At 64.4% G+C, this 25702-nt stretch carries 24 protein-coding genes and 1 tRNA gene; 2 read left to right on the top strand and 23 right to left on the bottom strand.

Going from position 1 to position 25702, the window contains the following annotated elements:
• Positions 1-38: 38 nt before the first annotated feature.
• The 10 genes from IPP68_01235 to IPP68_01190 form a co-directional block, all read right to left on the bottom strand.
• Positions 39-689 (bottom strand): arylesterase, encoded by a 651-nt coding sequence (locus IPP68_01235; GenBank protein MBL0348987.1) that lies wholly within the window; start codon positions 687-689, stop codon positions 39-41.
• Entirely contained in the window at positions 682-3177 is a 2496-nt protein-coding gene (locus tag IPP68_01230; protein MBL0348986.1) for an ABC transporter permease, read from the bottom strand. Before IPP68_01230 ends, IPP68_01235 begins: the two co-directional genes overlap by 8 nt.
• Positions 3174-3866, bottom strand: a complete 693-nt coding sequence (locus IPP68_01225) for an ABC transporter ATP-binding protein (GenBank protein ID MBL0348985.1) — start codon at positions 3864-3866, stop codon at positions 3174-3176. The genes IPP68_01230 and IPP68_01225 overlap by 4 nt, the downstream gene beginning before the upstream one ends.
• A gap of 34 nt (positions 3867-3900) precedes the next feature.
• Positions 3901-5574 carry an energy-dependent translational throttle protein EttA gene (gene ettA / locus IPP68_01220; protein MBL0348984.1) on the bottom strand — a complete coding sequence of 558 codons (1674 nt, stop codon included), beginning with the start codon at positions 5572-5574 and terminating at the stop codon, positions 3901-3903.
• A 35-nt stretch (positions 5575-5609) separates the two neighbouring features.
• A complete protein-coding gene (locus IPP68_01215; GenBank protein MBL0348983.1) occupies positions 5610-6989 on the bottom strand; it encodes a cytochrome P450 in 1380 nt (459 codons plus the stop codon).
• A gap of 60 nt (positions 6990-7049) precedes the next feature.
• The gene (locus IPP68_01210) at positions 7050-7634 is read right to left on the bottom strand and encodes a M15 family metallopeptidase (protein ID MBL0348982.1); all 585 of its coding nucleotides are present in this window, start codon (positions 7632-7634) and stop codon (positions 7050-7052) included.
• A complete protein-coding gene (locus IPP68_01205) occupies positions 7631-8014 on the bottom strand; it encodes a DUF2784 family protein (GenBank protein MBL0348981.1) in 384 nt (127 codons plus the stop codon). The genes IPP68_01210 and IPP68_01205 overlap by 4 nt, the downstream gene beginning before the upstream one ends.
• A 109-nt stretch (positions 8015-8123) precedes the next feature.
• Entirely contained in the window at positions 8124-9287 is a 1164-nt protein-coding gene (gene ugpC, locus IPP68_01200) for a sn-glycerol-3-phosphate ABC transporter ATP-binding protein UgpC (GenBank protein ID MBL0348980.1), read from the bottom strand.
• Between the two features lie 240 nt (positions 9288-9527).
• Positions 9528-9601, bottom strand: a tRNA-Glu gene (locus IPP68_01195).
• Between the two features lie 191 nt (positions 9602-9792).
• Complete coding sequence (locus IPP68_01190; GenBank protein ID MBL0348979.1) at positions 9793-11466, bottom strand: DUF4070 domain-containing protein; 1674 nt, start codon at positions 11464-11466, stop codon at positions 9793-9795.
• A gap of 114 nt (positions 11467-11580) precedes the next feature.
• On the opposite strand from IPP68_01190, the gene IPP68_01185 reads away from it, so the two are divergent.
• On the top strand, positions 11581-12897 hold the full coding sequence (locus IPP68_01185) for a cytochrome P450 (GenBank protein MBL0348978.1): 1317 nt from the start codon (positions 11581-11583) through the stop codon (positions 12895-12897).
• On the opposite strand, the gene IPP68_01180 is transcribed toward IPP68_01185, so the two are convergent.
• A complete protein-coding gene (locus IPP68_01180; protein MBL0348977.1) occupies positions 12851-13576 on the bottom strand; it encodes an aspartyl/asparaginyl beta-hydroxylase domain-containing protein in 726 nt (241 codons plus the stop codon). The two genes, IPP68_01185 and IPP68_01180, sit on opposite strands and share 47 nt — an antisense overlap.
• A 273-nt stretch (positions 13577-13849) precedes the next feature.
• Here IPP68_01180 and IPP68_01175 point away from each other — a divergent pair, with 273 nt between their 5' ends.
• Entirely contained in the window at positions 13850-14251 is a 402-nt protein-coding gene (locus IPP68_01175) for a hypothetical protein (GenBank protein MBL0348976.1), read from the top strand.
• A 289-nt stretch (positions 14252-14540) separates the two neighbouring features.
• Here the strand turns inward: IPP68_01175 and IPP68_01170 are convergent, their stop codons facing one another.
• From IPP68_01170 to ftsA, 12 genes are all read right to left on the bottom strand, one after another.
• Entirely contained in the window at positions 14541-14738 is a 198-nt protein-coding gene (locus IPP68_01170) for a hypothetical protein (GenBank protein ID MBL0348975.1), read from the bottom strand.
• The gene (locus IPP68_01165) at positions 14716-15378 is read right to left on the bottom strand and encodes a 1-acyl-sn-glycerol-3-phosphate acyltransferase (GenBank protein MBL0348974.1); all 663 of its coding nucleotides are present in this window, start codon (positions 15376-15378) and stop codon (positions 14716-14718) included. The genes IPP68_01170 and IPP68_01165 overlap by 23 nt, the downstream gene beginning before the upstream one ends.
• Positions 15375-16076 (bottom strand): (d)CMP kinase, encoded by a 702-nt coding sequence (locus IPP68_01160; protein MBL0348973.1) that lies wholly within the window; start codon positions 16074-16076, stop codon positions 15375-15377. The genes IPP68_01165 and IPP68_01160 overlap by 4 nt, the downstream gene beginning before the upstream one ends.
• Positions 16063-17373, bottom strand: coding sequence for a 3-phosphoshikimate 1-carboxyvinyltransferase (aroA, locus tag IPP68_01155; protein ID MBL0348972.1), 1311 nt, complete (start codon positions 17371-17373; stop codon positions 16063-16065). The genes IPP68_01160 and aroA overlap by 14 nt, the downstream gene beginning before the upstream one ends.
• Positions 17374-17376: 3 nt before the next feature.
• The gene (locus tag IPP68_01150; protein MBL0348971.1) at positions 17377-18237 is read right to left on the bottom strand and encodes a prephenate dehydrogenase; all 861 of its coding nucleotides are present in this window, start codon (positions 18235-18237) and stop codon (positions 17377-17379) included.
• 15 nt (positions 18238-18252) lie between these two features.
• The gene (gene aroF / locus IPP68_01145; GenBank protein MBL0348970.1) at positions 18253-19272 is read right to left on the bottom strand and encodes a 3-deoxy-7-phosphoheptulonate synthase; all 1020 of its coding nucleotides are present in this window, start codon (positions 19270-19272) and stop codon (positions 18253-18255) included.
• Positions 19269-20399 (bottom strand): histidinol-phosphate transaminase, encoded by a 1131-nt coding sequence (locus IPP68_01140; protein MBL0348969.1) that lies wholly within the window; start codon positions 20397-20399, stop codon positions 19269-19271. Before IPP68_01140 ends, aroF begins: the two co-directional genes overlap by 4 nt.
• A gap of 2 nt (positions 20400-20401) precedes the next feature.
• A complete protein-coding gene (gene pheA, locus IPP68_01135; GenBank protein ID MBL0348968.1) occupies positions 20402-21475 on the bottom strand; it encodes a prephenate dehydratase in 1074 nt (357 codons plus the stop codon).
• Positions 21456-22076 carry a polyphenol oxidase family protein gene (locus tag IPP68_01130; GenBank protein ID MBL0348967.1) on the bottom strand — a complete coding sequence of 207 codons (621 nt, stop codon included), beginning with the start codon at positions 22074-22076 and terminating at the stop codon, positions 21456-21458. Before IPP68_01130 ends, pheA begins: the two co-directional genes overlap by 20 nt.
• A gap of 127 nt (positions 22077-22203) precedes the next feature.
• On the bottom strand, positions 22204-23322 hold the full coding sequence (locus tag IPP68_01125; GenBank protein MBL0348966.1) for a PilT/PilU family type 4a pilus ATPase: 1119 nt from the start codon (positions 23320-23322) through the stop codon (positions 22204-22206).
• 2 nt (positions 23323-23324) lie between these two features.
• Complete coding sequence (gene ftsZ / locus IPP68_01120; GenBank protein MBL0348965.1) at positions 23325-24452, bottom strand: cell division protein FtsZ; 1128 nt, start codon at positions 24450-24452, stop codon at positions 23325-23327.
• A 5-nt stretch (positions 24453-24457) separates the two neighbouring features.
• Complete coding sequence (gene ftsA, locus IPP68_01115) at positions 24458-25699, bottom strand: cell division protein FtsA (GenBank protein MBL0348964.1); 1242 nt, start codon at positions 25697-25699, stop codon at positions 24458-24460.
• Positions 25700-25702 lie beyond the last annotated feature (3 nt).

The following is a 25702-nucleotide window of genomic DNA, read 5'->3' as shown; positions in this document are numbered from 1 at the left end:
GACGGAGGATTGCCGCGAGGCGTGAGATCTATTAATTGTCATCTTTTTTCCTTCAGGCGTTGTTTAACCGCCTTTTCCACCGTGTCGAAGAGGTTATCGACAAAAATCCCGTATCCCTCGGCGTTGGGGTGGATCCCGTCGGCCAGATTCTTGGCGGGACGGCCCGCCACGCCTTCCAAGGGAAAGGGCGCCAGCGTCGCGCCCGCGTCCGCGGCCACCCGCGGAAATATCTTCTCATAACGGGCGGCCCAGCCGAAACCAAAATTTATGTAAATCCGCATCTGGCAAAGAATCGTTCGGGCCCCCGCGGCCCGGGTCCGGCGAAGGATTTCCCGAAGATTCTTTTCCGTGTCGGCGATGTTTTTTCCCTGGAAAACATCGTTGGAGCCCAGGCAGACGATCACGATGTCCGGGCGGTCCTCGAGGCTGAAATCCAGGCGGGCCAGGGCCTCAAAGGTCGTGTCCCCGGATTGGCCGGCGTTGGTCACCCGGACGGAATGGCCTTTCTCTTTCAGCCGTTTTTCAAGGATGGCCGGATAGGATTGACGTTCGGGATCGGGAAGGTCTTTCCCGGCGGTTAAGCTGTCGCCGAAACAGAGGACATGAAGGGCCGGCGGCGGAACCGGGGGCGGGGTGTTTTGCCCACAGGCGGCCAGGACCAGCAACCCGGCGGCCAGAGTTTTATTCATAGCGAAGGACCTCCATGGGCGCCGTGCGCAGAGCCCGGGCCGAGAGCGCCAGGGAAAAGAAGCCCATAAAAATCGTCGCCGCCGAGAGCCCGAGGAGTACGAACCCCCAGGGCATGACGAAGGGCAAATCCATCACGCGGTGGATGAGAACCCAGGCGGCCACCGTGCCCACGGCCAGGGCGGTCAAGGACGCGGCGGCCCCGCGAAGGAGGTGTTCAAGCAGGAACACCCGGAGGATTTGGGAAAGAGTGCCGCCCAGCGTTCGGTAAAGGACCGCTTCCCTCTGGCGGTCGGCCAACCCCGCCAGGAGGCTGGACGTTAAAAGCAAAAGGCCCGCGGCGAAAGTGAACAATCCCAAGGCGTTCACCACCCGGGCCAGTCGACCGAGGATTTTGCCCGTCAATCGGGCGATGGCCGTCACGTCGATGGTGGTCACGTTGGGCAGTTCCCGGGCGAGTTGTTTTTCGACGTCCAGGAGGCGCCCGGCGTCCAGGTGCACGCCGCCCATGAAGGTGTGAGGCACCCGGTCCAGGGGGCCGGGTTTGAAGTAAAAATAGAAAAAGGGTTGCCGGACTTTTTGATCGATGGATCGCAGGGAACTGACGGTGGCCGACAGGCGCCGACCCAGGACGCTGAACTCCAGCCGGTCCCCCACGTTCAGGCCGAACCGTTTGCGGTGTTCGGTAAAGCCCGACACCTGGGGGCCGTCGATCCGGTCGTTCCAGAGGGTCCCCCCGGCGACGACGGCATCGGTCGGAAGAAGGTCCGGGCCGTACGTGAGACCGAATTCCCGGGTAAAGGAATCGCCTTCCTCCCCGCGTTTTTGGGCGCGGGCGTTTAAATCCCGAACGGGCACCCCGTTCACGGAGACGACCCGGCCGCGCACGAGCGGGAAAAGGCGGAAGTCGGTTTTCACGATCCGCCGGAAAAGGGGGATTTGGGAGGCTTGAACGTTGATGAAAAAAACATTGGGCATGTTTTCCGGGAAAGATTCGACCAACTGGGCCGTGAGATTTTTCTGGGCCAGGGCCAGGGTCAGCACGGCGGCGAAGGAGAGGGCCAGAGAGACCGCGGCGGCGTTCTGAAAGGCCCCGGGCCGGGAAAGGACCCGCAGGGTCAATCGCGGGGTGAGCCCCCGCGAGATCAGCCCTCGTCGGAGGAGCCGGGACAGGAGAGAGACGACCAGCGAAGCGCCCAAAATCAACCCCGCGATGGCGAGCAGGTACTCGAGCGCCAACCCCGGCCGACGGACCTGCAGGACCACCAACCCGTAAAAGAGCGGAGCGGAAAACCCCCCCACGATGAAAAGGCGGCGCGGGGAGGGAAGGAATCGCGGCAGGTCCCAAGACAAAATAGAGTTCGGGGATATCTCCGCCAAACGCCAAAGGGGCAGGATCGTGAAAAGCGCCGCGGCGCCGACCGCGAGGCCGCCCGTCTGGAGAAGGGCCGCCCCGGGGAACCCCAGGGCCACGCCCACGGGGATCATGTCGCCAAACAAGCGGGCCAGGAGAAACGACACCAACCGCCCCAGGGCCAGCCCGCCCCCGAGCCCGGCCGCCAGGAGCAGCGCGACCCAGGCCCCCCACAGGCGGAAAAGAAATCCACGGGGGGCGCCCAGGGCGCGCATCATACCGAGGGAACGAAGAGAGGCGGCGATCGCCGATTGCAGGGCGCTGGCCACGCCGATGCCCGCCAGAGCCAGGAGGAAGAGCCCCAGGAAGTTTAAATAGGTGAGGGTGTTTTGAACGAATCGAAGGACCCCCGGGTTGTCCGTGGCCCAGGATTTTACGTCGGTGGTCTCGGCGGCGGCGCGATTTTTGACCTCCTCCAAAACGGGCTCCAGGGTCGTCCCCGGCGGGACGTTCAGGTACAACTTGTTGAGGCTCCGGCTCCCGGGGCCCAACAGGCCGGTGGCTTCCAACGTTTTCAACGGGAGAAGAAGGCTGGGGGCGAACTCGAAGAAAGAGGCCGGGGCGTCGGTGCGGGTCGCCAAGGTGTCCGCGATCGTTACGCGGCGGCGGCCGAGGATCACTTCGTCGCCGACGGAAAGGCCCAGCTGGGCCAATATTTTTGGCGACGCCACGGCCCCGGCTTCGAGCGCCGCGGCCAAGGGCCGGCCGGACCCCGTGGTGATTTGCCCGTAAAGGGGATAGCCGGGGGAAAGGCCCGACAGGGTCGCCTGGGTCACGCCGTCCCCCCCGGCCGCCCGCAACATGGAAACCGTGTCCACGGTGCGGGCCGCGCGTAGCCCGGGCCAACGGTCGGCGGCCCAGCGGTGGACGTCGTCCAGCAGACCGGGGGTTCCTTCGACGGTGATATCGGCGGCCCAAAGTTCCCGGGCCTGATGCTTCACGCCGGTTTCAACGGCCGCGTTGAAGCCCGAGAGCCCCAGGAGCACCCCGGACCCCAGCGCGACACTTAAGGCGAAAAGCGCGGCGTGGACCGGTCGATGGCGTATTTCCCGTTGGGCGAGGTGGAAGGGGGTCACGAGGCCGGGGAGAGGGCGCCGTCCTTTAGGAGGACGCGCCGATCCGCCCGGGCCGCCACGGCGTCGTCGTGGGTGACGAGCAACAGGGCGCGTCCCGCGGCGCGGGTGTGCTCCTCCAAAAGGTCGAGAACCGCTCGGCCGTTTTTGGAATCCAGATTGCCGGTGGGTTCGTCGGCGAATATCAGCGGGGGTTCGTTGACCAGCGCCCGGGCCAGGGCGGCCCGCTGTTTTTCCCCGCCGGAGAGCTGGTCCGGAAAATGTCCGGCGCGGTCGGCCAGCCCGACGCGCTCCAGGAGCGCCCGCCCGCGGTCCTCGGAAAAGACGCCGGAGCGGAAGGCGGCCGGAAGAAGGACGTTTTCCAATACGGTGAGGCTCGGCACCAAGTGGAAAGCTTGAAAGACGAAACCTATTTTTTCCCGGCGAATCCGCGCCAATTCCTTTTCCGGCAAAAGGTCCAAACGCTCCCCGCCCAGAGTGATTTCACCGGAGGTGGGGCGATCCAATCCCGCCAAGAGGGAAAGGAGGGTGGATTTTCCGCTTCCCGAAACCCCCTGAATGGCCACGGATTCGCCGGTCGCCATGCGAAACGAAACGCCCCGCAGAACGTCGAGGGAGCGACCATCGACCCTATAGGATTTATTCAATTCCCGGGCGTCAAGGACCGGCTCGGCGGTCGACGGCGCGCTCATCGGTCGGCCGCCTTTCGATCTCCGCGCACGGGGGTCAGCGAAGGGAAAGTTTTTTGTATTTCGACCGGCGGGATTCTTCCCGGCCGCCCAGTTCTTCCCGGCGCTTGGCTTCGTACTCCTGGAAGTTCCCCTCGAACCAGCGCAGTTTTCCCTCGCCCTCGTAGACGATCAGGTGGGAGCAGACGCGGTCCAGGAAAAAGCGGTCGTGGCTGATGACCATCACGCACCCGGAGAAATCCAAAAGAGCGTCTTCGAGGGCGCGGATGGTGTCCACGTCCAGGTCGTTGGTGGGTTCGTCCAGGAGGAGGACGTTGCCGCCCTTGAGCATCTGCTTGGCCAAGTGGAGGCGGTTGCGTTCGCCGCCGGAGAGGGAGCCGACTTTCTTCTGTTGGTCGACGCCCCGGAAGTTGAAGCGCGTCAAGTAAACCCGGGCGGGGACTTCCTTGTCGCCGAATTTCAGCAGATCGCTGCCGCCGGAGATTTCCTGGAAGACGGTCTTGTCGGGGGAGAGGTCTTCGCGTTTCTGGTCGACGTAGGAGAACACCACCGTTTCGCCGATTTTGACCTGCCCGGCGTCGGGTTTTTCCTGGCCGACCAGCATGCGGAAGAGCGTGGTTTTCCCGACGCCGTTGGGACCCACCAGGCCCACAATGGCGCCGCGGGGCACGCTGAAACTCACGTCCTTCATGAGGCCGTTGTCGCCGTAGGCCTTGGAGACGTTTTCAAAATCCACCACGCGGTTGCCGAGTTTGGGCCCTTGGACGACTTCGATGTCCAAGCTGTTGACGTCGATGGTTTTTTGCTGGGAGGCCAGGCTTTCGTAGTCCCGGACGCGGGCCTTGCTTTTGGTCCGACGGCCCGAGGGGGTCTGGCGCATCCATTCCAATTCCTTTTCCAAATGTTTCTGCAGGGCCGAGGCCCGCTTGTCCTCGTCGGCGAGCCGTTTGGCTTTGGCGGCGAGCCATTCGTGGTAGCTGCCCTCGAAGGGAATGCCTTTGCCGTGGTCCAGTTCCAAAATCCATTGGGTGATGTTGTCCAGGAAGTAGCGGTCGTGGGTGACGACGATGACGTTGCCCGGGTATTCCTTGAGCGCGTTTTCCAGCCAGGCCACGGTTTCGGCGTCCAGGTGGTTGGTGGGTTCGTCGAGAAGGAGCATGTCGGGCTTCAGCAAAAGCAGTTTGCAAAGGGCCACCCGGCGGGCTTCACCGCCGGAGAGCACGTTGCAGAGCGTCGTGTCCTCGGGCAGAAGCAGGGCGTCCATGGCGACGTCCACCTGGCGTTTCAAGTTCCATCCATCAATGGCCTCGATTTGTTCCTGCAACCGCCCCATTTTTTCCAGGGCCTTTTCCATGTCGTCCGGGGAAAGTTCGCCCGACATGCTTTCGGAAATCTTGTCGTAGTCGGCCAACATCTTTTTGATGTCGGCGAAGGCTTCCTCCACTTCCTCGCGAACCGTTTTCGTCGGGTCCAGGCGGGGCTCCTGGGGCAAGTAGCCGATTTTGGCGCCCTTTTTGGCCTCGGCTTTTCCCCGAAAATCCTTTTCCACGCCGGCCATAATGCGGAGGAGGGTCGATTTGCCGGAGCCGTTCTCCCCCACGATGCCGATTTTGGCTTTGTGATAAAAGGAGAGGTAGATCCCTTCGAACAGTTTCTTGGACCCGAAGGATTTGGAGAGATCTTCAATCGTAAATATATATTCGCCGGCCATGGGGTGCCTTTCTTAAATGAGAGACGCGGGGACTATTATAACCCGTCGGGAGGCCTTCGGGGGAGACCAACGCCCGGACGCCGGGAGATCCGGGCCCAGACGCCCTCCCGGGGGCGCAGGGCGATCAATAGTTCCGGGCGGACGGCCGGGCGGGGCCGAAGTTCCCAGGCGAAGGACCGCGCGAAGAAAAAGAGGAGGGTTTTCCCCAGGAGGGTCGCGAACCCCTCCCCGATGCAACTCCGGGGCCCTTCGCCGAAGGGAAGGAAATAGCGGGCGGGGACGCTGTCGCGGCGGGACGGGGCGAAGCGTTCCGGGTCGAAGCGGTCCGGTTCGGGGAAGGCGCGGGGATCCCGGTGCACGAGATAGGTCATCATAACGACGTGGGATCGGGCCGGAATCCGCGTTCCGGAAGGGAGGAGGTCCGGTTCCGCCGCGTCGCGGCCGATGCTGTAAATGGGCGGGAAGAGGCGCAGGGCTTCGCAAAAAACTTGTTCCGTGTAAACCAGCGCTCGCGGGTCCGGACCGCGGCCGTCCACGGGGACCGCGTCGACTTCTTTTTGAAGGCGGGCGAGAACCGCCGGGTGGCGCGCCAGGAGCCACAAGGACCAGGCGATGGCGTTGGCGGTGGTTTCGTGGCCCGCCGCCATAAAGGTGAGGATCTCGTCCCGAATCAACGCGTCGGGGAGGGGCCTGCCCTCCTCGGTCTTTCCGTTAAGAAGGGCGTCCAGCATGTCCCCCCGGGGGCCCGACGCCCGGCGGCCCCGGACCAGGGCGTCGGCCGTTTCAAAAAACAAGGGAAAAGTTTGTCGGTAGCCTCTCCGCCAGGGAAGACGGGCCAGATGGGGCCACGGGGTGAGCAAGCCCCGTTGAAGGTACCGCTGGCCCTTCAGGAAGGCCGCGATGAGGTCGTCGAGGACGGGTTCCAATTCCGAGGAGAAAAACGTTTTGCAAAGGACGGTGAAGGCGATGCGCGTGAGCGCCCGGGCCAAATCGACGGTCGCCCCCTCGTTCCAAGACGCGGTCATCCGCTGGGCCACTTCCAGGGCCGTGGCGGGAAGATTTTCAAAGCGGCGAGGGTGAAAAGCGGGAGACAAGAGCCGCCGCTGGCGGTCGTGCAATGGCCCGTTGCTCGTGACCAGGCCCTGGCCGAGGACGTCGTAGCCCACCGCGAGGTTCCCCCGCTTGAGGTAGGCTCCGTGGCGGGCCACGAGGATGTGGGCCATGTCGTCCGCCGAGGAGAGGAGAAGAAGGGGGGCGCCGCCGTGGGGGAGCTGGATCGCGGGCCCGAACCGATCCCGCCACCGGGCCACAACGGCCAGGGGATCCCGCAAAAGGGCGGGGTATTCCGCGAGGAGCGTTCCCCAGGAAGGACCGGGAGCGACGCGTTCAAAGCGAGGGGCGGCGGCCGGAGTCAAAGGGGGTTTGTCCCAGGGAAGGGGAGCATCGGGGCGGCGGCTCGGTGGACCGTCGAAAAATCAATTCCCCGACGCCGGGTGAAAGAGCCGGCGGGATTCCGGCTCGCCCAGGAAGCGCCAATGCCAAGGTTCGTAACTCACCCCTTGGGGGTTGTCCAAGGGGAAGGACAATTCAAATTGGTGATCGGCCGCGTGGGCGCGGAGCCAAAGAAAGGCTTTCGTCTTCTCAAACGATTGATCCACATCGGTATCCGGCGCGTCACCGTCCCCGAGATCCAGAGTCCATCCGGTGTGATGTTCGGAATAGCCCGGGGGCGCCACCCACTTGGCCGCTTCCCGCTCGGAGTCGCCGTATTTCCGGCGGGCCCGCTCGAAAAGGCCCCGTTGGTATTCCCGGCTTCGAAAACCCGAAATGGGGATCAAAGACACGCCGTCCCGCCGGGCGGCCTCCGCCATTTTTTGGAACGCGGAGGCGGCGGGGGCCCGCATTTTCACCCGCCGACCGGAGGCCCGGTAAGGGCCGGCCTCGGCCAAATCGACCGTCCGGGCCTCACGGTAGCGGTGGTGCCCGAACTTAACGGCCGGTGCCGCCCGGAGAGGCGTCGCCAAGCCGGCGGCCAGGCCCAGAAGAAGGATTTTTTTCAAACCGGGGGCCGCTTGCGGCGGACGTTTTCCCGGGCCCAGAGCCAGGCGTAAAAGACGGTGACGAGGAGGGTGAGGACGGACATGGCTTTCACGATCTGGGGCTGGGTCATGTCCCACCACACCATGGGCCGAAAGTAGCGAAGAATGAAGCCCGTGGAGTAAGTCTTGGAAGGATCGTAGTAGGCCGTAAAGGCGTTTTCAATTTTGGTCATGGGGCAATAGAGGCCTTGGGACAAGGTGATGAACGCGATCCAAACGCTGGCCAGATGGACGGCCCGCCACACGGGCCGGCGCCAGACGAAAAAAACGCCGAAATTGATCCACAAAACGTTCAGTCCGTGATAAACGGCCACGGCGTGGGAGAGGACGCGCCAGATCATGGGTGAATTGAAAATCCGGGAAAAGGGCAAAAGCCCCGGGCCGCTGTGGAACGGCGCTCTTTCCGGCGACCGACCCGGAGGCGAGCGGGGGGGGGACGGCCCATGGGAGTTAAGGGAGGGCGGAAGCCGCCGCGGTGGGGCGCGGCGGAAGAGCCGGGGCCGCGATGGGCTTGAGAAGCGACTGGCCCGTGCCGCGGTCGAACAAATGCATTTGCTCCAAATTGAACACGAGATCCATGGTCCGCCCGGCCTCGGCTTTGACGTAGGCGGGGACCCGAACGACCAAATCCACGGTGCCGGCTCGGAGATAGAGATAGATTTCGGAACCCATCGGCTCGACGACGTCGACCACCGCCTTGACGCTGGACCCGTCGCTCACGGGGTAGTTGTAAAAAAGACGGTCGTAGAGGTCCTCGGGGCGGATGCCGAAATTGACTTCGCGCCCGACCAAGGGGCGCGCCTGGTCCGCCAGGGTCTTGGGAACGGTCAGGTTGAAAGAGGCGTGGCGCAGGACCGGTCCCCCCCGGCCGGTTTCCACGATCACCGGGAAAAAATTCATGGGGGGATTTCCGATGAAGCCGGCGACGAATTGGTTCGCCGGGTGTTGATACAGTTCCAGCGGGGGGGCCACTTGCTGGACCTCACCGTCCTTCATGACGCAAATGCGATCGCCCATGGTCATGGCTTCCACCTGGTCGTGGGTGACGTAGACGATGGTGGTTTGGAGGCGTTCGTGGAGTTTGGAGAGTTCCAGCCGCATTTGGACCCGGAGCTTGGCGTCCAGGTTGGACAGGGGTTCGTCAAAAAGAAAAACCTGGGGTTTCCGGACGATGGCGCGCCCAACGGCGACCCGCTGGCGCTGGCCGCCCGAAAGGGCGCGGGGTTTCCGGTCCAGGTAGGGGCCGAGGGTCAATATGTCGGCGGCTTCACGGACCCGGCGATCGATTTCCGCTCGGGAATACCCACGAAGTTTCAGCCCGAAGGCCATGTTCTCGTAGACCGACATGTGGGGGTAGAGGGCGTAGTTCTGGAACACCATGGCGATGTCCCGGTCCTTGGGACGGACGTGATTGACCATTCGACCATTGATGTGAATCTCGCCGGAGGTCAATTCTTCCAGACCGGCGATCATGCGGAGGGTGGTGGATTTGCCGCAGCCGGAGGGGCCGACGAGGATGAAAAATTCCTTGTCGGGAATGTCCAAGGAAACGTTGTTGACGATCGGGTGATCGCCGAAACTTTTCGTGAGGTTCTTGAGGATCACGCGCGCCATGGGGCGTTTCGTCTCCTGGTCTCCGCGAACCACGCGGTGGAGGAACTATTGTATCAACTTTCCGATCGTCGGAAACAAGGACGAAGGGCCCGATCCCGAACCCGCCGACAAAAACATCGGCAAAAGGACCCGTACGGGACAACGGCCCCCGGCCTTGATCGAGGGGACTCCGCCCGATTCAAGCGTCGGACCGGGTTCTCCGCTCCGACGCTGAACCCGCTGACCGGAACATCGGCAAAATGGCCCGTACGGGATTCGAACCCGTGATCTCCGCCTTGAGAGGGCGGCGTCCTGGGCCGCTAGACGAACGGGCCATTTTGCCCACGGTTCCGACGGATTTTCGTCTTGCCCGCGAAGGCGCGGGGCGGAGGGGAATCCGGGTCGGGTTCGGGAGGCGGGGGATGGACCCCGGCGGGCGCGGGGCGGTGTCAGAAAAGAGCTTGATAAATCCGAAGGGATTTAATTCGACCGTCGAAGTTCATTATACCGGGTCGGTCGGGACCTGTCAAACCGTCGTTTCGGGGGGAGAGGGCGGGGCGGAGGTGGTTTCCGGCGCGAGGGCGGCCCGGCGTTGATCCAACTCCGGGATGAGCATTTCAAAAACGAGCCGATAGAAATGAATTTCCATGCAAACATGGTGGATCACCCAGGGGAAACGTTGGGGAGACGAGCGCAAAACGTTCCAAAAAAATCGGGGGATTTCACGCCGGACCGGCCCGGGGACGCCCCGAAAAAACCGCCAAGCGGACCGGGCCAGGCCGAATATCCCTCCCGCCACGCTTTTCCGCTTCAGGTGGGCCTCCCGCACCGAGGGCATCAGTCGAAAGACCTGATGGAATTCCTGTTGGAAAATGCGTCCCCGATCCCGAAGAGAAACGGGCGCGGGGAATCGGTGGAGGGTGTCGACCGCCCTCTCAAAATAGGCTCGCGGGTGGTAAACGCTTTCGAGCAACCGGCGGTGACCGTCCAAAAAATCGTTCATGGGCCGGCGGTACCGGATGTTGGTGTAGCCGGAAATGAAGGTGTGTTTGGTCTCTTCCCCCGGGATCAGTCGCCCCTCTTTGCGCATGCGATCGAACAGGGGCGTCCCCGGGAGGGCTACCAGGGGGCTGATGTAAACGTTGGGAATCGCGGCCCGGGCGATGAAATCCCTCTGGGCCTCAAAAATGTTTTCCGGATCGTTATCAAAACCGACGATGAAACCGGCCATCACCTGGATGCCGGCGGCCTGAATTTTCCGCACCCGGTCCAAAAGGGGATGGTTCGTGTTTTGAAACTTGCGTGTTTCCTTCAGGCTGTCCATGGACGGCGATTCAATCCCTAGAAACGCCAGAGTGAAATCGGCGGCGGCGACCGCTTCCAAAAGGGCGTCGTCGTCAGCCAAATTCACCGTGGCTTGGCAAAAGTAATGGAAGGGGTGCCCGTGCTCTGCGTTCCAGGCGTTCATCGCTTTTAAAAGGAGCCGCACCTCGCGCCCATTCCCTATGAAATTATCATCGACCACCCCCACCTGGCCCCGGTAGCCCGTCGCGTAAAGCAGATCCAGTTCGTGGATGAATTGGGGGACCGTTTTCAGGCGGGGCACCCGGCCCAACATGACGATGATGTCGCAAAACTCGCACTGGAAGGGGCATCCCCGGGCGAACTGCAGCGGCACGTTGGTGTAATGCGATAAATTCAGGAGATCGAAGCGGGGAGCCGGGGATTTCGTCATATCGGCCTTTTCGTCCGTTTGATAAAGGTCCTTCGGCCGCCCGGCTTCCAGATCCCGCAGGAATTGCGGCCAGGTGATTTCCCCCTCGTTCAGGACCAGGGCGTCGCAATGGGGTCGGCATTCCTCGGGGCAGGCGGTGGGGTAAGGCCCGCCCATGACCACGAATTTCCCCCGCGCCCGGGCCCGGTCGGCCGCACGGAAGAGGGCGTCTTTTTGGGGGAGCATGGCGGAAAGGAGAACCGCGTCCGCCCAATCCAATTGGGCGTCGGTCAACGGCTCGCAATTGAGGTCCACCACCCGGAGGTCGTATTCGGGAGGGGTCAACGCCGCGATGGTGAGGAGTCCCAGAGGGGGCACGAGGGATTTTTTGGCGATCAAGGGCAAGGTGTACTGGAGTCCCCACATGGTCGGCTTGAACTCGGGGTACACGAGCAGGAAGCGGCGCGTCGTCGGAAAAGTGGCCATAAGTTAAGTATATCCGACGAAACCCCACGTGACAAGCGCGCGGGCCCGCCAATCAGCTAAAATCCGGCCATGGAAGCCACTGCGTCGAAGAGGGCGTTGGAGGGGGTGCCGGGCGTGTCCCGCTGGCGCTGGGCCCTCGAATTTTCCGGGCTTCACCGGAACCCCCTCGGGGCGCTGACCTCCTGGCGCGGGCGGTTCGGCCCGTTGTTCCGGTTGCCGACGTCGCGGCCGGTGGTGGTCCTTGCGGACCCCGCCGATGTCCGTCATGTGCTCGTCGCCAATCCGGCCAATTACCCCAAGGGCGGCAACTTTGAACTCACCCGGGAGACCTTGGGGGAGGGGTTGGTCACCAGCAACGGTCCCTGGCACGATCTCCAACGGCGCCGCCTTCGGCCGCTCTTTCAAAAAGGTCGGTTGCCGGACCTGCCGGCCCTGACCCGGGACACCGCGGACCGGGTGACCGCCCTCTGGGGGAACGGCGCGGAAGTCGACGTGTCCGCCGCCATGTCCCGCATCGCCCTGACGGTCGCCGGCGGCGCGCTGTTCAACGTGGATCTGCTGGACCGGGCCGAGACCATCGGCGAGGCGTACCTCGCGGGGCAACGTTACATGGCCGCCGGGGCTTTCACCCCCTGGAGCGCCTGGTCGCGGCGCCGCCGCCGGGGATCTTTTGAACGGGCGACGGCCGCCCTGGCCGCGCTGGGGGAGGACCTGATCGACGCCACCGCGGGGGCGATCACCCCGACCCCGTTTCTGGAGACCCTGCGGGCCGCGACCGATGAGGCGAATCGACCCATCGCGCGCAAGAGGGTTCGGGACGAAATCCTTACGTTTTTGGCCGCCGCTCACGAAACGGTCGCCACGGCGCTCACTTGGACCCTGCGGCTGATCGCCGAACGTCCGGATCTCCACCGGGGGTTGCAGGAGGAAGCGGACCGGGGAGAGGCCGGGCCTTTCTCCCTGACCCAGCGGGCCCTGCGGGAGGCCATGCGGCTTTGGCCGCCGGTCTGGTGCTTGGGGCGGCGGGTGGCGGAGGCGGACCGGCTGCCCTCCGGCGTTTCGTTGCCCGCCGGGGCCCACGTTCTAATTTTTCCCCATTTGTTGAGCCGGTCCCCGGCGTACTTTCCGGACCCCGAACGATTCGACCCGGACCGATTCACGGAGAAGAGCGCGGCCGCGATCCCTCCCGGTGTCTATTTTCCCTTCGGGGTCGGCGCGCGATCCTGCTTGGGGGAAGCCTTCGCGATGACGGAAATGACCGCGCTACTGGCCTATCTATTCAAACGGTTTTCGTTCGAGGCGTTTGCGGCGGCGGCCCGGCCGGAGTGGTTGGTGACCTTGTGGCCCGGGGAAGGCATGCGGTCCCGGGTGTCCCGCCGCCCGGTCAGCGCGCCCGTTCCATCAGGCGGCGGCCGTACAGGGGGCGGATAACGCGCCGGACGATCCACCGGTTGAAGCGGTCCGGCGTTGACGGCAGGGGACGAAGGACATCGACGATCAGAATTCCCCGCGGCTCGGCGGCCTCGTTGAAGACCTCGTGATCCGCGCAATCGTCGAACAGCAGGTCCTTCCCCTCTTGCCACGTGTAAAAATGGTTGATAATCCGGAAGACGGGCGGCCGTTCCCTGGGAACCCGAAGTCCGAGGTGGTACCGCAAATACCCCCGGAAGGGTCCGTGATGGGCGGGGACGGCTTTTCCCGGGTCGAGGATGGAAAAAAAGGCTTGGTAGACCCCCGGCACTTTCTCCAAAGCGGCCAGAGTGTCCGGGCAGTCCCGCCGGGCCGCCGCCGGAATTTCGCCCATGGCGTTCAGCAAATAAACGCGCCATTTTTTGGTCGAATCGTCCCCCTGGGAAATGCGGGAGACGTGGGGGTCCAGCTCGTGGTAAGAGGGAAGTTGACCCCGTCGGGCGAACACTTTTTCAAATTCGGCCCGAACGGTGGGATAGGCGGCGGTGACGCCCGTGAGCTCGGGAACCGTGGACGCGACATCGAAAAGGGCGGGCCCCTTGGACCCGCCGGTGTAACGGGCCAGGTAGGCGTTGACGACCGCCAACCCGAGGTCGGCGATTTTTCGTTGGCACCGCAGGGTCCAGGAGAGAGGTTTCATGGCACCGGGGATTGTTTCGCGCATTGTAACTCAAAATTGGATTCTCGCGAAACCGGGGGCCGCCGCCCCGGCGGGTGCGCGCTGAGGGGCGGAGGGCCCCGTGCGCCCGCGCGGCCGGGGAGCGTTTTCGGCAAAAAGTCACCGGGGGCTTTGGGGCGTCCACCTGGCGGTGGTCGTTGCCGCGCTCTCCTTCGCGGTGGTGGGGGCCTTCGGACGATTCGTTCCCCCGGTGGGACGGTCGACGGTCCGTTCGCGCGTCCCGCGGTTGCTTTGGTGCCCCGGGGATCCTTTTCGCTTTCCAACGATTTCCACGTTCACTGGGCGCCCCTGGCGGGCGATGGGGATTTGCCCGTTTCCACTCGGCCGTCAATGACGGGGTGGCCTCAAACCAAAAACGTTTCCTGTTCGCGAAAATACGCCCGGGGGGCCGTCGCGCCCTGGGACACGTCGTCGTTGACGCCCCACAGCGACGGTCGTTCGTGTTGGGCGTACGAGGCCGCTCCCCCGGCGCCGGCCGCGGACGCGGATTACCACCGGCGTCGAGCGGCGGTCACCCGGTGGCCCGCTTTTTCGGATCCGCCGACCCCCTCTTTGGTGTTGACCCAGGGCCAGGTGTTGAACGGGAAGGGCCCGGCGAAAGCTTTTCCCGCGGGGAGCGGCTATTTTCGATCGTAAGAAAATCCAGTCGGGTTGGTTTTCAGGCCTTTTCAGCGGCGGGATCCCGGGGAAGGGCGATTTTTGTTGAGGCCGAGGAGGGGAGCGCTACGCCACGGGTTTGGACGGCGCTTTCCTGGACGTCGAAGCGCTCGTTTTGTGGGAGTCGCGTTGCGATGTTTGGTTGTGGGGGAGTTCCGTCGTCGTTGGGGCGACGGCGGTAAAAACGAACGGCGGAATATGACCGTGTATGCCGACGCCGGGGTGATCGACGGCGTCCGCTGGCGTTTCGGGAGCGGTCCGGCGGGAATTAAAGGCGACGGGCGAGATGGCGCAGTCGGAGGGCGATGACGACGGCGCTCACGACAAAGAAGCCGTAAACCGATTTACCGGCGGTTTGCCCCAGCAGGGGGAGCAGGGGGGGCAAGATCAGGACGAAGAGGATCAGGAACAAAACGGCGAACACCAGCGTCTGAATCACCGGCTTAAGGGTTGACAAGGGATCCACGCAGCGACTCCTTCAGATCTCGAATGGCGTTCATGACGCGATGGGCAAAGGCCTCCCCGGTTTCCCCCGGCGCGGCGGCCAAGGGTTTCCCAAAAACAACCCGGAGGCGGGGAAACCGCCAGGCCCGATGGTTTCCGTGCAAGTAGGCGGGGACAACGGGGGCGCCCGTTTTGACCGCCAACAAGCCGACGCCGCCTTTCGGGCGCCCGAATTCCCCGCCCCGCTGCCGTCGGCCTTCGGGAAAAACGATCAACGCCCCCCCGGCCGCCAAAATGCGGTGCGCGGTTCGAATGGCCCCCACGTCGCCTTCTTTCCGTCGAATGGGAAACGCGTTTACCTGCGAAATAATCCAACCAAAGACGGGCCATCGAAACAATTCCTCTTTGCCCATGTAATAGAGCGGTCGCGGCAGGCTCGAACCGACGAGCGGAGGGTCGATGAAGGAGGCGTGATTGGCCGCGATCAGCAAGGGGCCCGCCAGGGGAACATTTTCCCGGCCCTCCACCCGAAGACGCCAGAGTGTCCGGAAGGCCAGACCGCTCAAACCGTGGCCGAGGGCGTACATGGCGCGTTTGACCCACCCGCGCCATCCCGGGGGCGCCAAAACAAAATGGTCGTTCCAATCGTCGACGTGCGTCACGCCCGCGCCTTTCGTCGGATTTCCGCGAGGAGCAAACGTCCGACTTCCGGAAGGGTGTACCCCGTCGTGTCCACCACCACCGCGTCGGCCGCGGCGCGAAGCGGTGACGCCGCCCGATTTCGGTCCCGGTCGTCCCGCTCGCGGATGGAGCGAAGAATTTCGGCCAAGGCCGGCGCCGGGCCTTTGGCCCGGAGCTCCTTCCACCGACGCCGGGCCCGTTCTTCGGGCGTGGCGTCCAAAAAGAATTTGACGTGCGCCCGGGGGAACACCACGGTGCCCACGTCGCGGCCTTCCATGACCACCCCGCCGCCCCGGCCCATGCGCCGTTGCCGGTCCACGAGGATTTTTCGCAGGCGCGGGCGCACGGCGATGGCGCTGGCCGCCCCGGCGACTTCCGGGGTTCGAATGGCGCCGGCCACGTCCACCCCGTCGACCCGGGTGGCGCCGTCGGTGAAATCAAATCGGGTCTTTCCCACCACCCGGACCAGGGCCCTCTCCGCGTCCAAGGACACCCCGGCCCGAAGGGCCGCCCAGGCCGCGGCGCGGTACATGGCGCCGGTGTCGATGTGGCGAAACCCCAGGGCCCGCGCGAGGCCCCGGGCGGCCGAGGATTTCCCGGCGCCGGCCGGACCGTCCACCGCGACGACCCAATGCGGGAGAACGGCGGGGCGCGCCGCTTTTCGTTTAGGCTTGGACACGGAGCTTTTCAAATTCCTGCCAGAAGGTGGGGAAGGAGATGTCGACGCAGTCGGCGTCCAGGATGTGGGTTTCCCCCCGGGCGATGAGTCCGGCGACGCCGAAGGTCATGGCCAATCGATGGTCGCCGACGGAATCGACGGTCGCCCCCGTCAGGGGGGTCGGGCCCGAGATGCGAAGACCGTCGGGCAATTCCTCCACCCGGGCCCCCAGGGCGTTGAGCCCGCGGGCGACGTGGGCCAGCCGGTCGGATTCTTTGACCCGCAACTCTCCCGCGCCGCGAATCTCGGTGGTCCCCTCGGCCTGGGTGGCCGCCAGGGCCAAAATCGGCACTTCGTCGATCAGGCGGGGAAGGATTTCCTCGCCGAATTGCGTGGCGCGAAGGGGCGCGGGACGAACCAGAAGATCGGCCAGGGGCTCCCCGGCGACCACCCGGACGTCTTCCTGCTTGATGGACGCGCCCATTTTACCCAGGATTTCCAGGACGCCGTCCCGGGTCGGATTGATGTTGACGTTTCGAAGCATGACTTCGGAGCCCGGGGTGAGCAGGGCGGCCACGATGAAAAACGCGGCGCTCGAAATGTCCGACGGAACCACCCACTCCTGGGGTTTGAGCGATTGCCCGCCCTGAACGCCCACCCGTTTTTCCTCCACCGTCAACTTGACGCCGGCGGCGGCCATCATGCGCTCCATGTGGTCCCGGGAGCGGTGCGGTTCTTCGAAAGTGGTCACGCCTTCGGCGTAGAGGCCGGCCAACAAAAGGCAGGATTTCACCTGCGCGCTGGCGACGGGACTTTTCCAGTCGATGGCGCGCAGGGGCCGGCGGCCGTGAATGCGGAGCGGGGCGAAACGGCCGTCCCGGGCCGTGATGTCCGCGCCCATTTGCACCAAGGGATCCACCACGCGTTGCATGGGGCGGGCCGAAAGGGATTTGTCGCCCATGAGGCGCGTGGCGAAGGGTTGTCCGGCCATGACGCCGGAGAGAAGGCGGATGGTCGTGCCGGAATTGCCGCAATAGATGTGATCGGCCGAGGGTTCGGCCAGGCCGTACAAACCGCGGCCCACCACGATCCACTCGCCGCGTTTGTCCAGCTCGATGCTCACCCCGAGGTTACGAAAAGACTCCGCCGTGCGTTCGCAGTCGTCGGCTTCCAGCGGATGAACGATCCGCGAGGTGCCCTGGGCCAAGGCGGAGAGGATGACCGCGCGGTGCGTGATGGATTTGTCCGGCGGCGGACGGGTTTCGCCCCGGAGAGCGCCCCCGGGAACGACGACGCGGCTGGAAGTGGAAATCGACATGAATTAACCTCGAAGGAATTCGTCGTGAAATCGTTGGGCGGCCCGCAGCTCGGGTCGGGGCCAGCGCCGGGCCACCAAACCGCCGAGGGTTCGTTGAAAATCCCGGGCGGCCCGACCCAAAGGCGCCGCGTTCGAATCGAAAATCCCCCGCCAGAGATCGGGGTCCGCCCCGGCCACCCGGGTGGCGTCCCGAAAACTTCCCGCGGCCAGGGAGCGAAGGGCCTTTCGCTCCGACGGATTTTGGCCCCAGCGGCCGGCGGTCAACGCGAGGGCGTCGGCGATCAAATGCGGCAGGTGGCTGACCAGCGCGACGGCGCGGTCGTGGACGCTGGGCGACACGACGACCGGATGGGCGCCCACGGACCGCCAAAAGTCGGCCGCGCGCCGAAGGGCGGCGGGCGGCGTGTCGGCCGCCGGCGTGAGAGCGCAGGTGGCGCCGACGAATAGATCGGCCGCGGCGTTCTCGACCCCGGATTTTTCGGAGCCCGCCATGGGGTGCGCGCCGATGAAGAGCGCCGTCCCGCCGCCGTGAAAAACGGATTTCATCCCTTCCACGATGGGCCCCTTAACGCTGCCCACGTCCATGACCAGGGCGCCGGGTTTGAGGCGCGCGGCGAATCGGCGGGCCAAGGGCACGATGGTTTCGACCGGCGTGCAAAAGACGACGACGTCGGCGCCCGGGAGGGCCCGGGCGGAATCGGTGAAGCCTTCGTGAAAGACGCCGCGACGTCGCGCTCGGCGGACCGTGGCCGGGCGGTGGCTCAAGCCGATCACCCGGGCCCGGGTTCGGCGGCGCAGCGCGAGCCCCAGGGACCCCCCGAGGAGACCCACGCCGACGATCACGACCCGCTGCGGTTCCGGCACGGCGAGAGGGTCCGGTTAAAGCGTTCGGCCGACCGCTTCGGCCACTTGCCGAAGTTCTTTGACGATGCCGTGCATTTGGGCCGGCAGGAGGGCTTGATGGCCGTCGGAAAGGGCGGTGGACGGATTCGGGTGGCATTCGATGATGACGCCGTCGGCGCCGGCCGCGATGGCCGCCCGGGCCATGGGGACGATGTAGTCCCGCACGCCGACCCCGTGGGACGGGTCGACCACGACCGGCAAATGCGTGAGGTGTTTTAAGACGGGCACCGCGTTCAGGTCCAGCGTGAAGCGGGTCGCCGTCTCGAAGGTGCGGATGCCGCGTTCGCACAACATCACGTTGGTGTTCCCTTTGGCCAGAATGTATTCCGCGGCCATGAGCCATTCCTCGATGGTGGTGGCCATGCCGCGTTTGAGCATCACCGGTTTCCGCGTGCGTCCGACCTCCCGGAGAAGATCGAAGTTTTGGGCGTTTCGAGCGCCGATTTGGAGGATGTCGGCGTATTGTTCCACCAGGTCCACCTGGCGGGTGTCCATGACTTCGGTAATGACGGGCATGCCCGTGGCTTTGCGCACGTCGGCCAGCAGTTTCAGCGCGGCTTCGCCCAATCCCTGGAAGGCGTAGGGCGACGAGCGGGGCTTGAAGGCGCCGCCGCGGAGGATCTGGACGCCGGCGCGCTTAAGTTCCCGCCCGGTGCTTTCCAGATTTTCGCGGGTGTCCACCGAGCAGGGGCCGGCCATGATCACGACTTCCTTCCCCCCGATTTTGACCCCGTCCAACTCAATGACGGTGTCGGATTTTTTGAATTGCCGGCTGACCAATTTGTACGGGCGGGAGATGGGGGTGACCAGCTCCACCTGGGGCATGGATTCAAAGACGTCCTTGTGGGCGATGGCTTTGTTTCCTTCGCCGATGACGCCGATGACGACGCGTTCGGCCCCCTGGGACAATTGGGCCGTGAAGCCGAGTTTTTTGATTTTGGCGACGATCTCTTGAACTTCTTTTTTCTTGGCGCCGCTTTTCAGGGTGACGATCATAGCAGGGTCCTCGCTTGGCGAAAGGCGTTGAGAAATTGGCGGTTTTCCTCCGGGCGGCCCACGGTCACCCGGATGTGTTCGGGCAGGCCGTATTCGTCCATGGCGCGGACGATGACGCCCAGGCGGAGAAGCGCTTCAAACAATTCGTCGCCCCGGTGGGGGGCGACGTGGATCAACAAAAAGTTGGCGGCCGACGGCACCGTCGCGACGCCCAGCTTCGCGAGGGATTTTTCAAGAAACCTTTTCTCCCGGGCCACCAGGGCGGTGGTGCGTTTCAAATGGGCCCGGTCGCCCAGGGCGGCGACGCCGGCGGCTTGGGCCGCGATGGAAACGTTGAAGGGCGGGCGGACCCGTTCGACGGTTTCAATGATCGGCTCGGGCGCCACGGCGTAACCGATCCGAAGTCCGGCGAGTCCGTAGGCTTTCGAGAAGGTGCGGAGCACCACCAAATTGCGCCCCGCCTTGAAAAAGTCGATGGCGTTGGGATAATCCCGGCGGGAGCGGGCGAATTCAAAATACGCTTCGTCGATCACGGGAACCACCCGGGCCGGGAGGGTGATCAGGAGTTCTTCGAGGTCGTCGTGGGCGTTGTAGGTGCCCGTGGGATTGTTGGGGTTGGCGATAAAAAGGAATTTGGTGCGCGGCGTCACGGCCGCGGCCATGGCCTCCAAGTCGTGGGTCAGGCGGGTCATCGGGACCGAAACCACCCGGGCGCCCATCATTTCGCCGGCCATGCGGTAACGAATGAAGGCGTGATCGGACACCACGATTTCGTCCCCCCGGTTCAGATAGGCCCGGGCCAGCAATTCGATCAGCTCGTCGGACCCGGCCCCGACGGTGACTTGGTTGAATTTGACGCCGAGCGAACGGGCCAGAGTCTGCCGCAGGGTCACGCTGAAACCGTCGGGATAGCGGTGGTACTGGGGCCCGGCGGCCGCGGCGGCGGCCCGGGCTTTGGGCGACGGCCCCAGGGGGTTTTCGTTGGACGCCAATTTGATCACGCGCTTGAGCTTGTACAAACGCTTCACGGTTTCCATGTCGCGCCCGGGGGTGTAGGCTTCAAAGCCCTGGACTTCGGTCCGGGGCGGGAACGGGGCGGCGGCTTCCGGGGAATTCGAAAGGTTCACGGTCAGTCCCCGCGGGGGTAGCTGCCCAACAGCTTTAGGAACACGCTGTGGTCTTTGAGGTCGCGCATCACTTTTTGCACCCGGGGTTCGGCCACGTGGCCCAGGAAGTCGATGAAAAAAACGTATTCCCAGGCCTTTCGTTTGGACGGTCGCGATTCGATTTTCGTCAAGTTGAGTCCGGCCTGGCGGAAGGTGCCCAAAAGATCGTGCAAGGCGCCGACCCGGTCTTTCAGCGAAACCAGGATGGAGGTTTTGTCCCGGGTGGATCCCGAGGGGCTGGCGATCTTTTTGCCGAGAACCAGGAACCGCGTGCGGTTGTGGCGGGCGTCTTGAATGGACGATCCCAAAATCTTCAAGCGGTAGATTTCCGCGGCCAGGGGGCTCGCGACCGCCGCCACGCCTTCGTGAAGGGCCGCTTGCGCCGCGGCGTCGGCCGTGGAAGCGGCTTCGTGAACGGGGACGCCGGGGTAATGGCTTTCCAGCCAGCGCCGGCATTGGGCCAAGGCCTGGGGAAAGGACGAAAGACTTTTGACTTTCTTCGTGCCGGGCGCCGCCAGGAGGCAATGGTTGATCGGGTCCTGGCGTTCCGCCGCGATCACCAGGTCGGACTCCATGAACATGTCCAGGGTGTGGTTGACCATGCCTTCCGTCGAATTTTCAATGGGGACCACGCCGTAATCGGCGCGGCCTTTTTCCACGTCGTCGAACACGTCCGTGATGGATTTGGCCGCCGCGTAGCGGGCGCCGCGACCGAAGTGCTTCATGGCCGCCTGGTGGGTGAAAGTGGCCTCGGGGCCGAAGTAGGCGATGGAGAGCGGTTTTTGAAGGAGACGGCAGTTGTTTATCACCGTCCCGAAAATTTCCTCCATGGCGTCGGTGGGAAGCGGTCCCGGGTTGATGGCCGCGAGGCGGTCCAAAATCTGACGTTCGCGGTTGGCCGCGACGATTTCCTCGCCGCGCTCCGCTTTGACGCGGCCGATGCGCTGAACGATTTTCGCCCGGTCGTTCAGGGCGCGCAGGAGGTCGTCGTCGATTTTGTCGACGCTTTTGCGAAGTTTATCCAGTCGTTTGTCCATGCCGTCCGTCCTTGGGTTCGGGGCGCCGGGCCAACAGCGCCGCCTGGCGGTGTTCCGTTTTTTCCCGGCGGAACGAAAAAAACCGCCGGTCGCAGACCGTGCACCAGGGCGCCGCGCTGAACCGCCGGATTCCCAGCCGCCGGGCTTCGACGCGAAGCGCGGTTTCCAAATCCAACGTGTGTTTCCCGGGGGCGCCGCGCCGCCGGCGGACCGCCCCGGGAATGTTCTTGAAGGCGTCCGCCACTTCCGGCCCGACTTCGTAGCAACAGGCCCGGACGTGGGGGCCGAGCGACGCGTGAAAGCGGTTCCGGCGTCCGGAGGTGCGTCCCTTCAGCGCGGCCACGGCCCGGGTCAAGATCCCGTCCCGGACGCCGCGCCATCCCGCGTGCAGCAGCGCCACCGGGCCGGCGGGATCGACCAAGAAAACGGGTACGCAGTCGGCCGAGAAAACGCGAAGCGCCAAGTTCGGGCGATCCGTCCACAGCCCATCGGTGGCCGGTCGTTCCGCGGGCGCCGTCGGGGCGATCGCCCGCCAAACGCGCACGCCGTGGACCTGTCGTCCGCCGGCCCAGGCCGTCGGTTGGAGTTTCGCGCGTCTCATCGTGCGGGCCCAAGCCGCGGGGTTTTTCATATCCCCCCGCCCCCGACCCGTCACGCGCGCCACGACGGAAAAAACTTTTTCCCAACGCACCGCGACGGCGTCGCCGCGACGCCATCGCCAGCCGGGGTTAATCGGCGTGCGGATGGGGGGCGCTCGCTTCAATGCCCCGAATCGCGAGCATGAATTCCTCGGGGTTGGACGACGCGACCACGGCGTCCTCCAGGCGCACCCGTCCCCGGTTGTAAAGATGCACCAGGGCTTGGTTGAAGGTTTGCATGCCGTAAAAACCGCCGTTGCGGACGGCGTTGTGCAGGTCGCCGAAATTGTTGTCCTGAATCGCTTTTTGAACGTGGGGCGTCGTCACCAGAATTTCCAGCGCGGCCTCCCGGGAGCGTCCGTCGACGGTGGGCAGCAGCCGCTGGGAAATGGCGCCCTGAAGGGTTTCGGCCAACTGGAGGCGCACCTGGGCCTGCTGGTGCGGGGGATAGAGGTCCAGAATCCGGCTGATGATTTGAATCGTGTCCGTCGTGTGGATGGTGGAAAGCACCAGGTGGCCCGTTTGCGCGGCGGTGATGGCGGCGGAGACCGTTTCCAAATCCCGCATTTCGCCGACCAGGATGACGTTCGGGTCTTCCCGCATGGCGGCCCGAAGGGCGTCGGCGAAGCTTCGGGTGTCGAGCCCGAGCTCCCGCTGGTTGACGATGGATTTTTTATTGGTGTGTACGAATTCGATGGGGTCTTCAATTGTCAAGATGTGGGCTTTCCGCGTCGAATTGATGTGGTCGACGATGGCGGCCAAAGTCGTGGATTTTCCGGAACCCGTCGTTCCGCTGATGAGGATCAGTCCGCGGCGGCATTCGGCCAATTTCGAAACGGCGAAGGGGAGGCCCAGGCTTTGGATGGTGGGCAATTGGGCCGGGATGTACCGCAAGGCGAGGTTCACGGCGCCCCGTTGGTTGTAAATGTTGACGCGAAAGCGTCCCCCGGAGGAAAGGGCGAAGGCCAAGTCGATCTCGTTTTTTTCTTCGAAGCGGGGCCGCAGGGATTCCCCCATGAGAAGGAAGCCCAATTCCTGGGTTTGGGCGGCGGTGAGAACCTCGCCGGTGACGGAGGGTTCCAAATCCCCGTTGACGCGGATCATGGGGACAAAGTGGGGGCCGAGGTGAATGTCGGAGCCTTTTTTTTCCGCGACTTCGCGGAGCAAGGCCTGCAACAAAGCGGGCAGCTTAAGCGGGGATTCGGCCATGGTCAGTGAAGCTTTCGAAGTTGGCGACGAAGGTAGGCGGGGCGGCGGAGGTCGTCGGCCAGGACGGGCAAATCGAGGGGCGCGGCGGCCGTCCGGACCGCGGGCCGCCGGGTCTCGGCGGCGTCGCGTCCGACGCGGCGGAGAACCGCGCCTTTGCGCGCGGGCGGGAACCCCGTGGCGATCACGGTGACGCAAAAACGGTCTTCCAGGCCGTCGTCGAACACCTGGCCGTAGAACACGTGGGCCTCGGGGGAGGCCGCGTTCTTGATGTAGTCCATGGCGCCTTTGACTTCGTGCAGGGTGATGGATTTGTTGCCGGCGATGTTGACCAGGAGCCCCTTGGCGCCGTCGATGGACAAATTTTCGAGCAACGGCGAATGGATGGCTTTCTTCGCGGCTTCCACCGCCCGCCCCTGCCCCCGGGATTCGCCCATGCCCATGAGGGCTTCGCCCGCGCCGGACATGATGCTGCGCACGTCGGCAAAATCCACGTTGATGAGCCCGTGGCGGGTGATCACGTCGGTGATGGCCTGCACGGCCTGGCGTAAGACGTTATCGGCCACGCGGAAAGCTTCGATGGAGGTTGTGTTTTCGTCGATGATTTCAAAGAGGCGGTCGTTGGGAATCGCCAAAAGCGTGTCGACGTGGGGGCGCAATTCATCGATGCCCTGGTCCGCTTGGTTCTTTCGGACGAGGCCTTCGAATTCAAAGGGGCGGGTGATGACGCCGACCACGAGGGGCTTCGGGTCGAGGCTCTTGGCGATTTGGGCCACCAGGGGGGCCGACCCGGTGCCCGTGCCGCCGCCCATGCCGGCCGTGATGAACACCATGTCCGCGCCGGTTAGGATTTCCTGGATGCGGTCGCGGCTTTCCTCGGTGGCTTGGCGCCCGAGCGAGGGATTTCCACCGACGCCCAGGCCCTTGGTGGCCGTTTCGCCCAATTGCAGGCGGACGGGCGCGAGATTTCGGCGAAGCGCTTGGGAGTCCGTGTTGGCCGCGATGAATTCGACGTGGGACAACCCCGCCTCGATCATCCGATTGATGGCGTTGCCGCCGGCGCCGCCCAGCCCCATCACCTTGATGTTGGCCGGCTGTTCGTTGAACTCCTGGGTGAATTTAATCTGGACCATGGAGGTTAGAAGAAATCTTCCACGAAGGATTTGAGCCGTTGGCCGAGGCCGACGCTCCGAACCGCCCGGCGGCTGCGGGACCAATCGCCCCCGTGCCGGTAGGTGACCAGGCCCAAGGCCGTGGCGTAGCCCGGATGGCCGAGAACGTCCGGCGGACCTTGAAGGCCCTGGGGCAGACCGATGCGGACCGGCAGGTCCAAAATTTGCTCCGCGGCCGCGGCCAGCCCTTGCAGTTGGGCGCCTCCGCCGGTCAAAATGACGCCGCCGCCGGCGACGTGGTCGGCGTAGTTGGATCGTTGGAGTTCCTCGCCGATCAGGCTGAAAATTTCCTCGACCCGGGGGGCGATGTAGTCGAAAAGGGCTTGGCGCTTGACGCGTCGGGGCGTTCGACCGTCGACGCTCGTGTATTCGATCTCCTCGTCCACGTTGCCCTCGGCCCATTGGCGGGAGGCGGCGCCGAACCGCTCCTTCACTTTGTGCGCCTGGGACAGCGTCGTGCGAAGGGCGTGGGAAAGATCGTGGCTGATGTTGTCGGAGCCCAGGGCGAGTTCTTTGGTGAATCGCACGCTGCCTTCGGCGTACACCGCCAAGCCCGTGGTTTGGCCGCCCAGGTCCACGAGCAGGCACCCGAGGCCTTTTTCTTCGGCGCTGACGACCGTGTCGCCCACCGCCAGCAAGCCGTAGATCGGCTCCTCCACCTCGAAGCCCGCCCGGGCGATGGCCTTCCACACGTTGTTCAAATGGCTTTGGCTCGCCGTGACGATGTGGACGTCCACTTCCAGGAGACTGGCTTCCATTCCGACGGGGTTGGGCACGCCGCTTTGACGGTCGAGGATGAAGTCCTGGGGGATCACGTGCACGATTTCGCGGTCCGGGGAAATGGGAACGGCTTTGGTGTTTTCCACCACTTGGTCCCGATCGGAAACGGTGATTTCCTTGTCGGTGCGGGCGATGTTCATAGCGCCGTGGTGGTTGAAGGTTTGGATGTGGGCGCCCCGAACGCCGATCAGAACGCGGCGGGAGGCCCCGGTGAGCCCCGCCATTTCTTCCGCGGCCTCGACGGCCCGGGTGACGGCGCGCGCCGTTTCATCGATGTTGATCACCACGCCGCCCTTGAGTCCGGCGCACGGCTGCCGGGCGGCGCCCAGAATCTCCGGAGCGTCGGCGTCGGGGGCGTGTTGAGCGACCACGGCCACCACTTGACCGCTCCCCACATCGAGACCGGTGATGAGATCGGGCTTTGGCATTGT

Source organism: Elusimicrobiota bacterium, assembly GCA_016722575.1.
GTDB lineage: Bacteria > Elusimicrobiota > Elusimicrobia > FEN-1173 > FEN-1173 > JADKIY01.
Note: the sequence above shows the minus strand (reverse complement) of the source record. Positions and strands in the feature narration are given on the sequence as shown.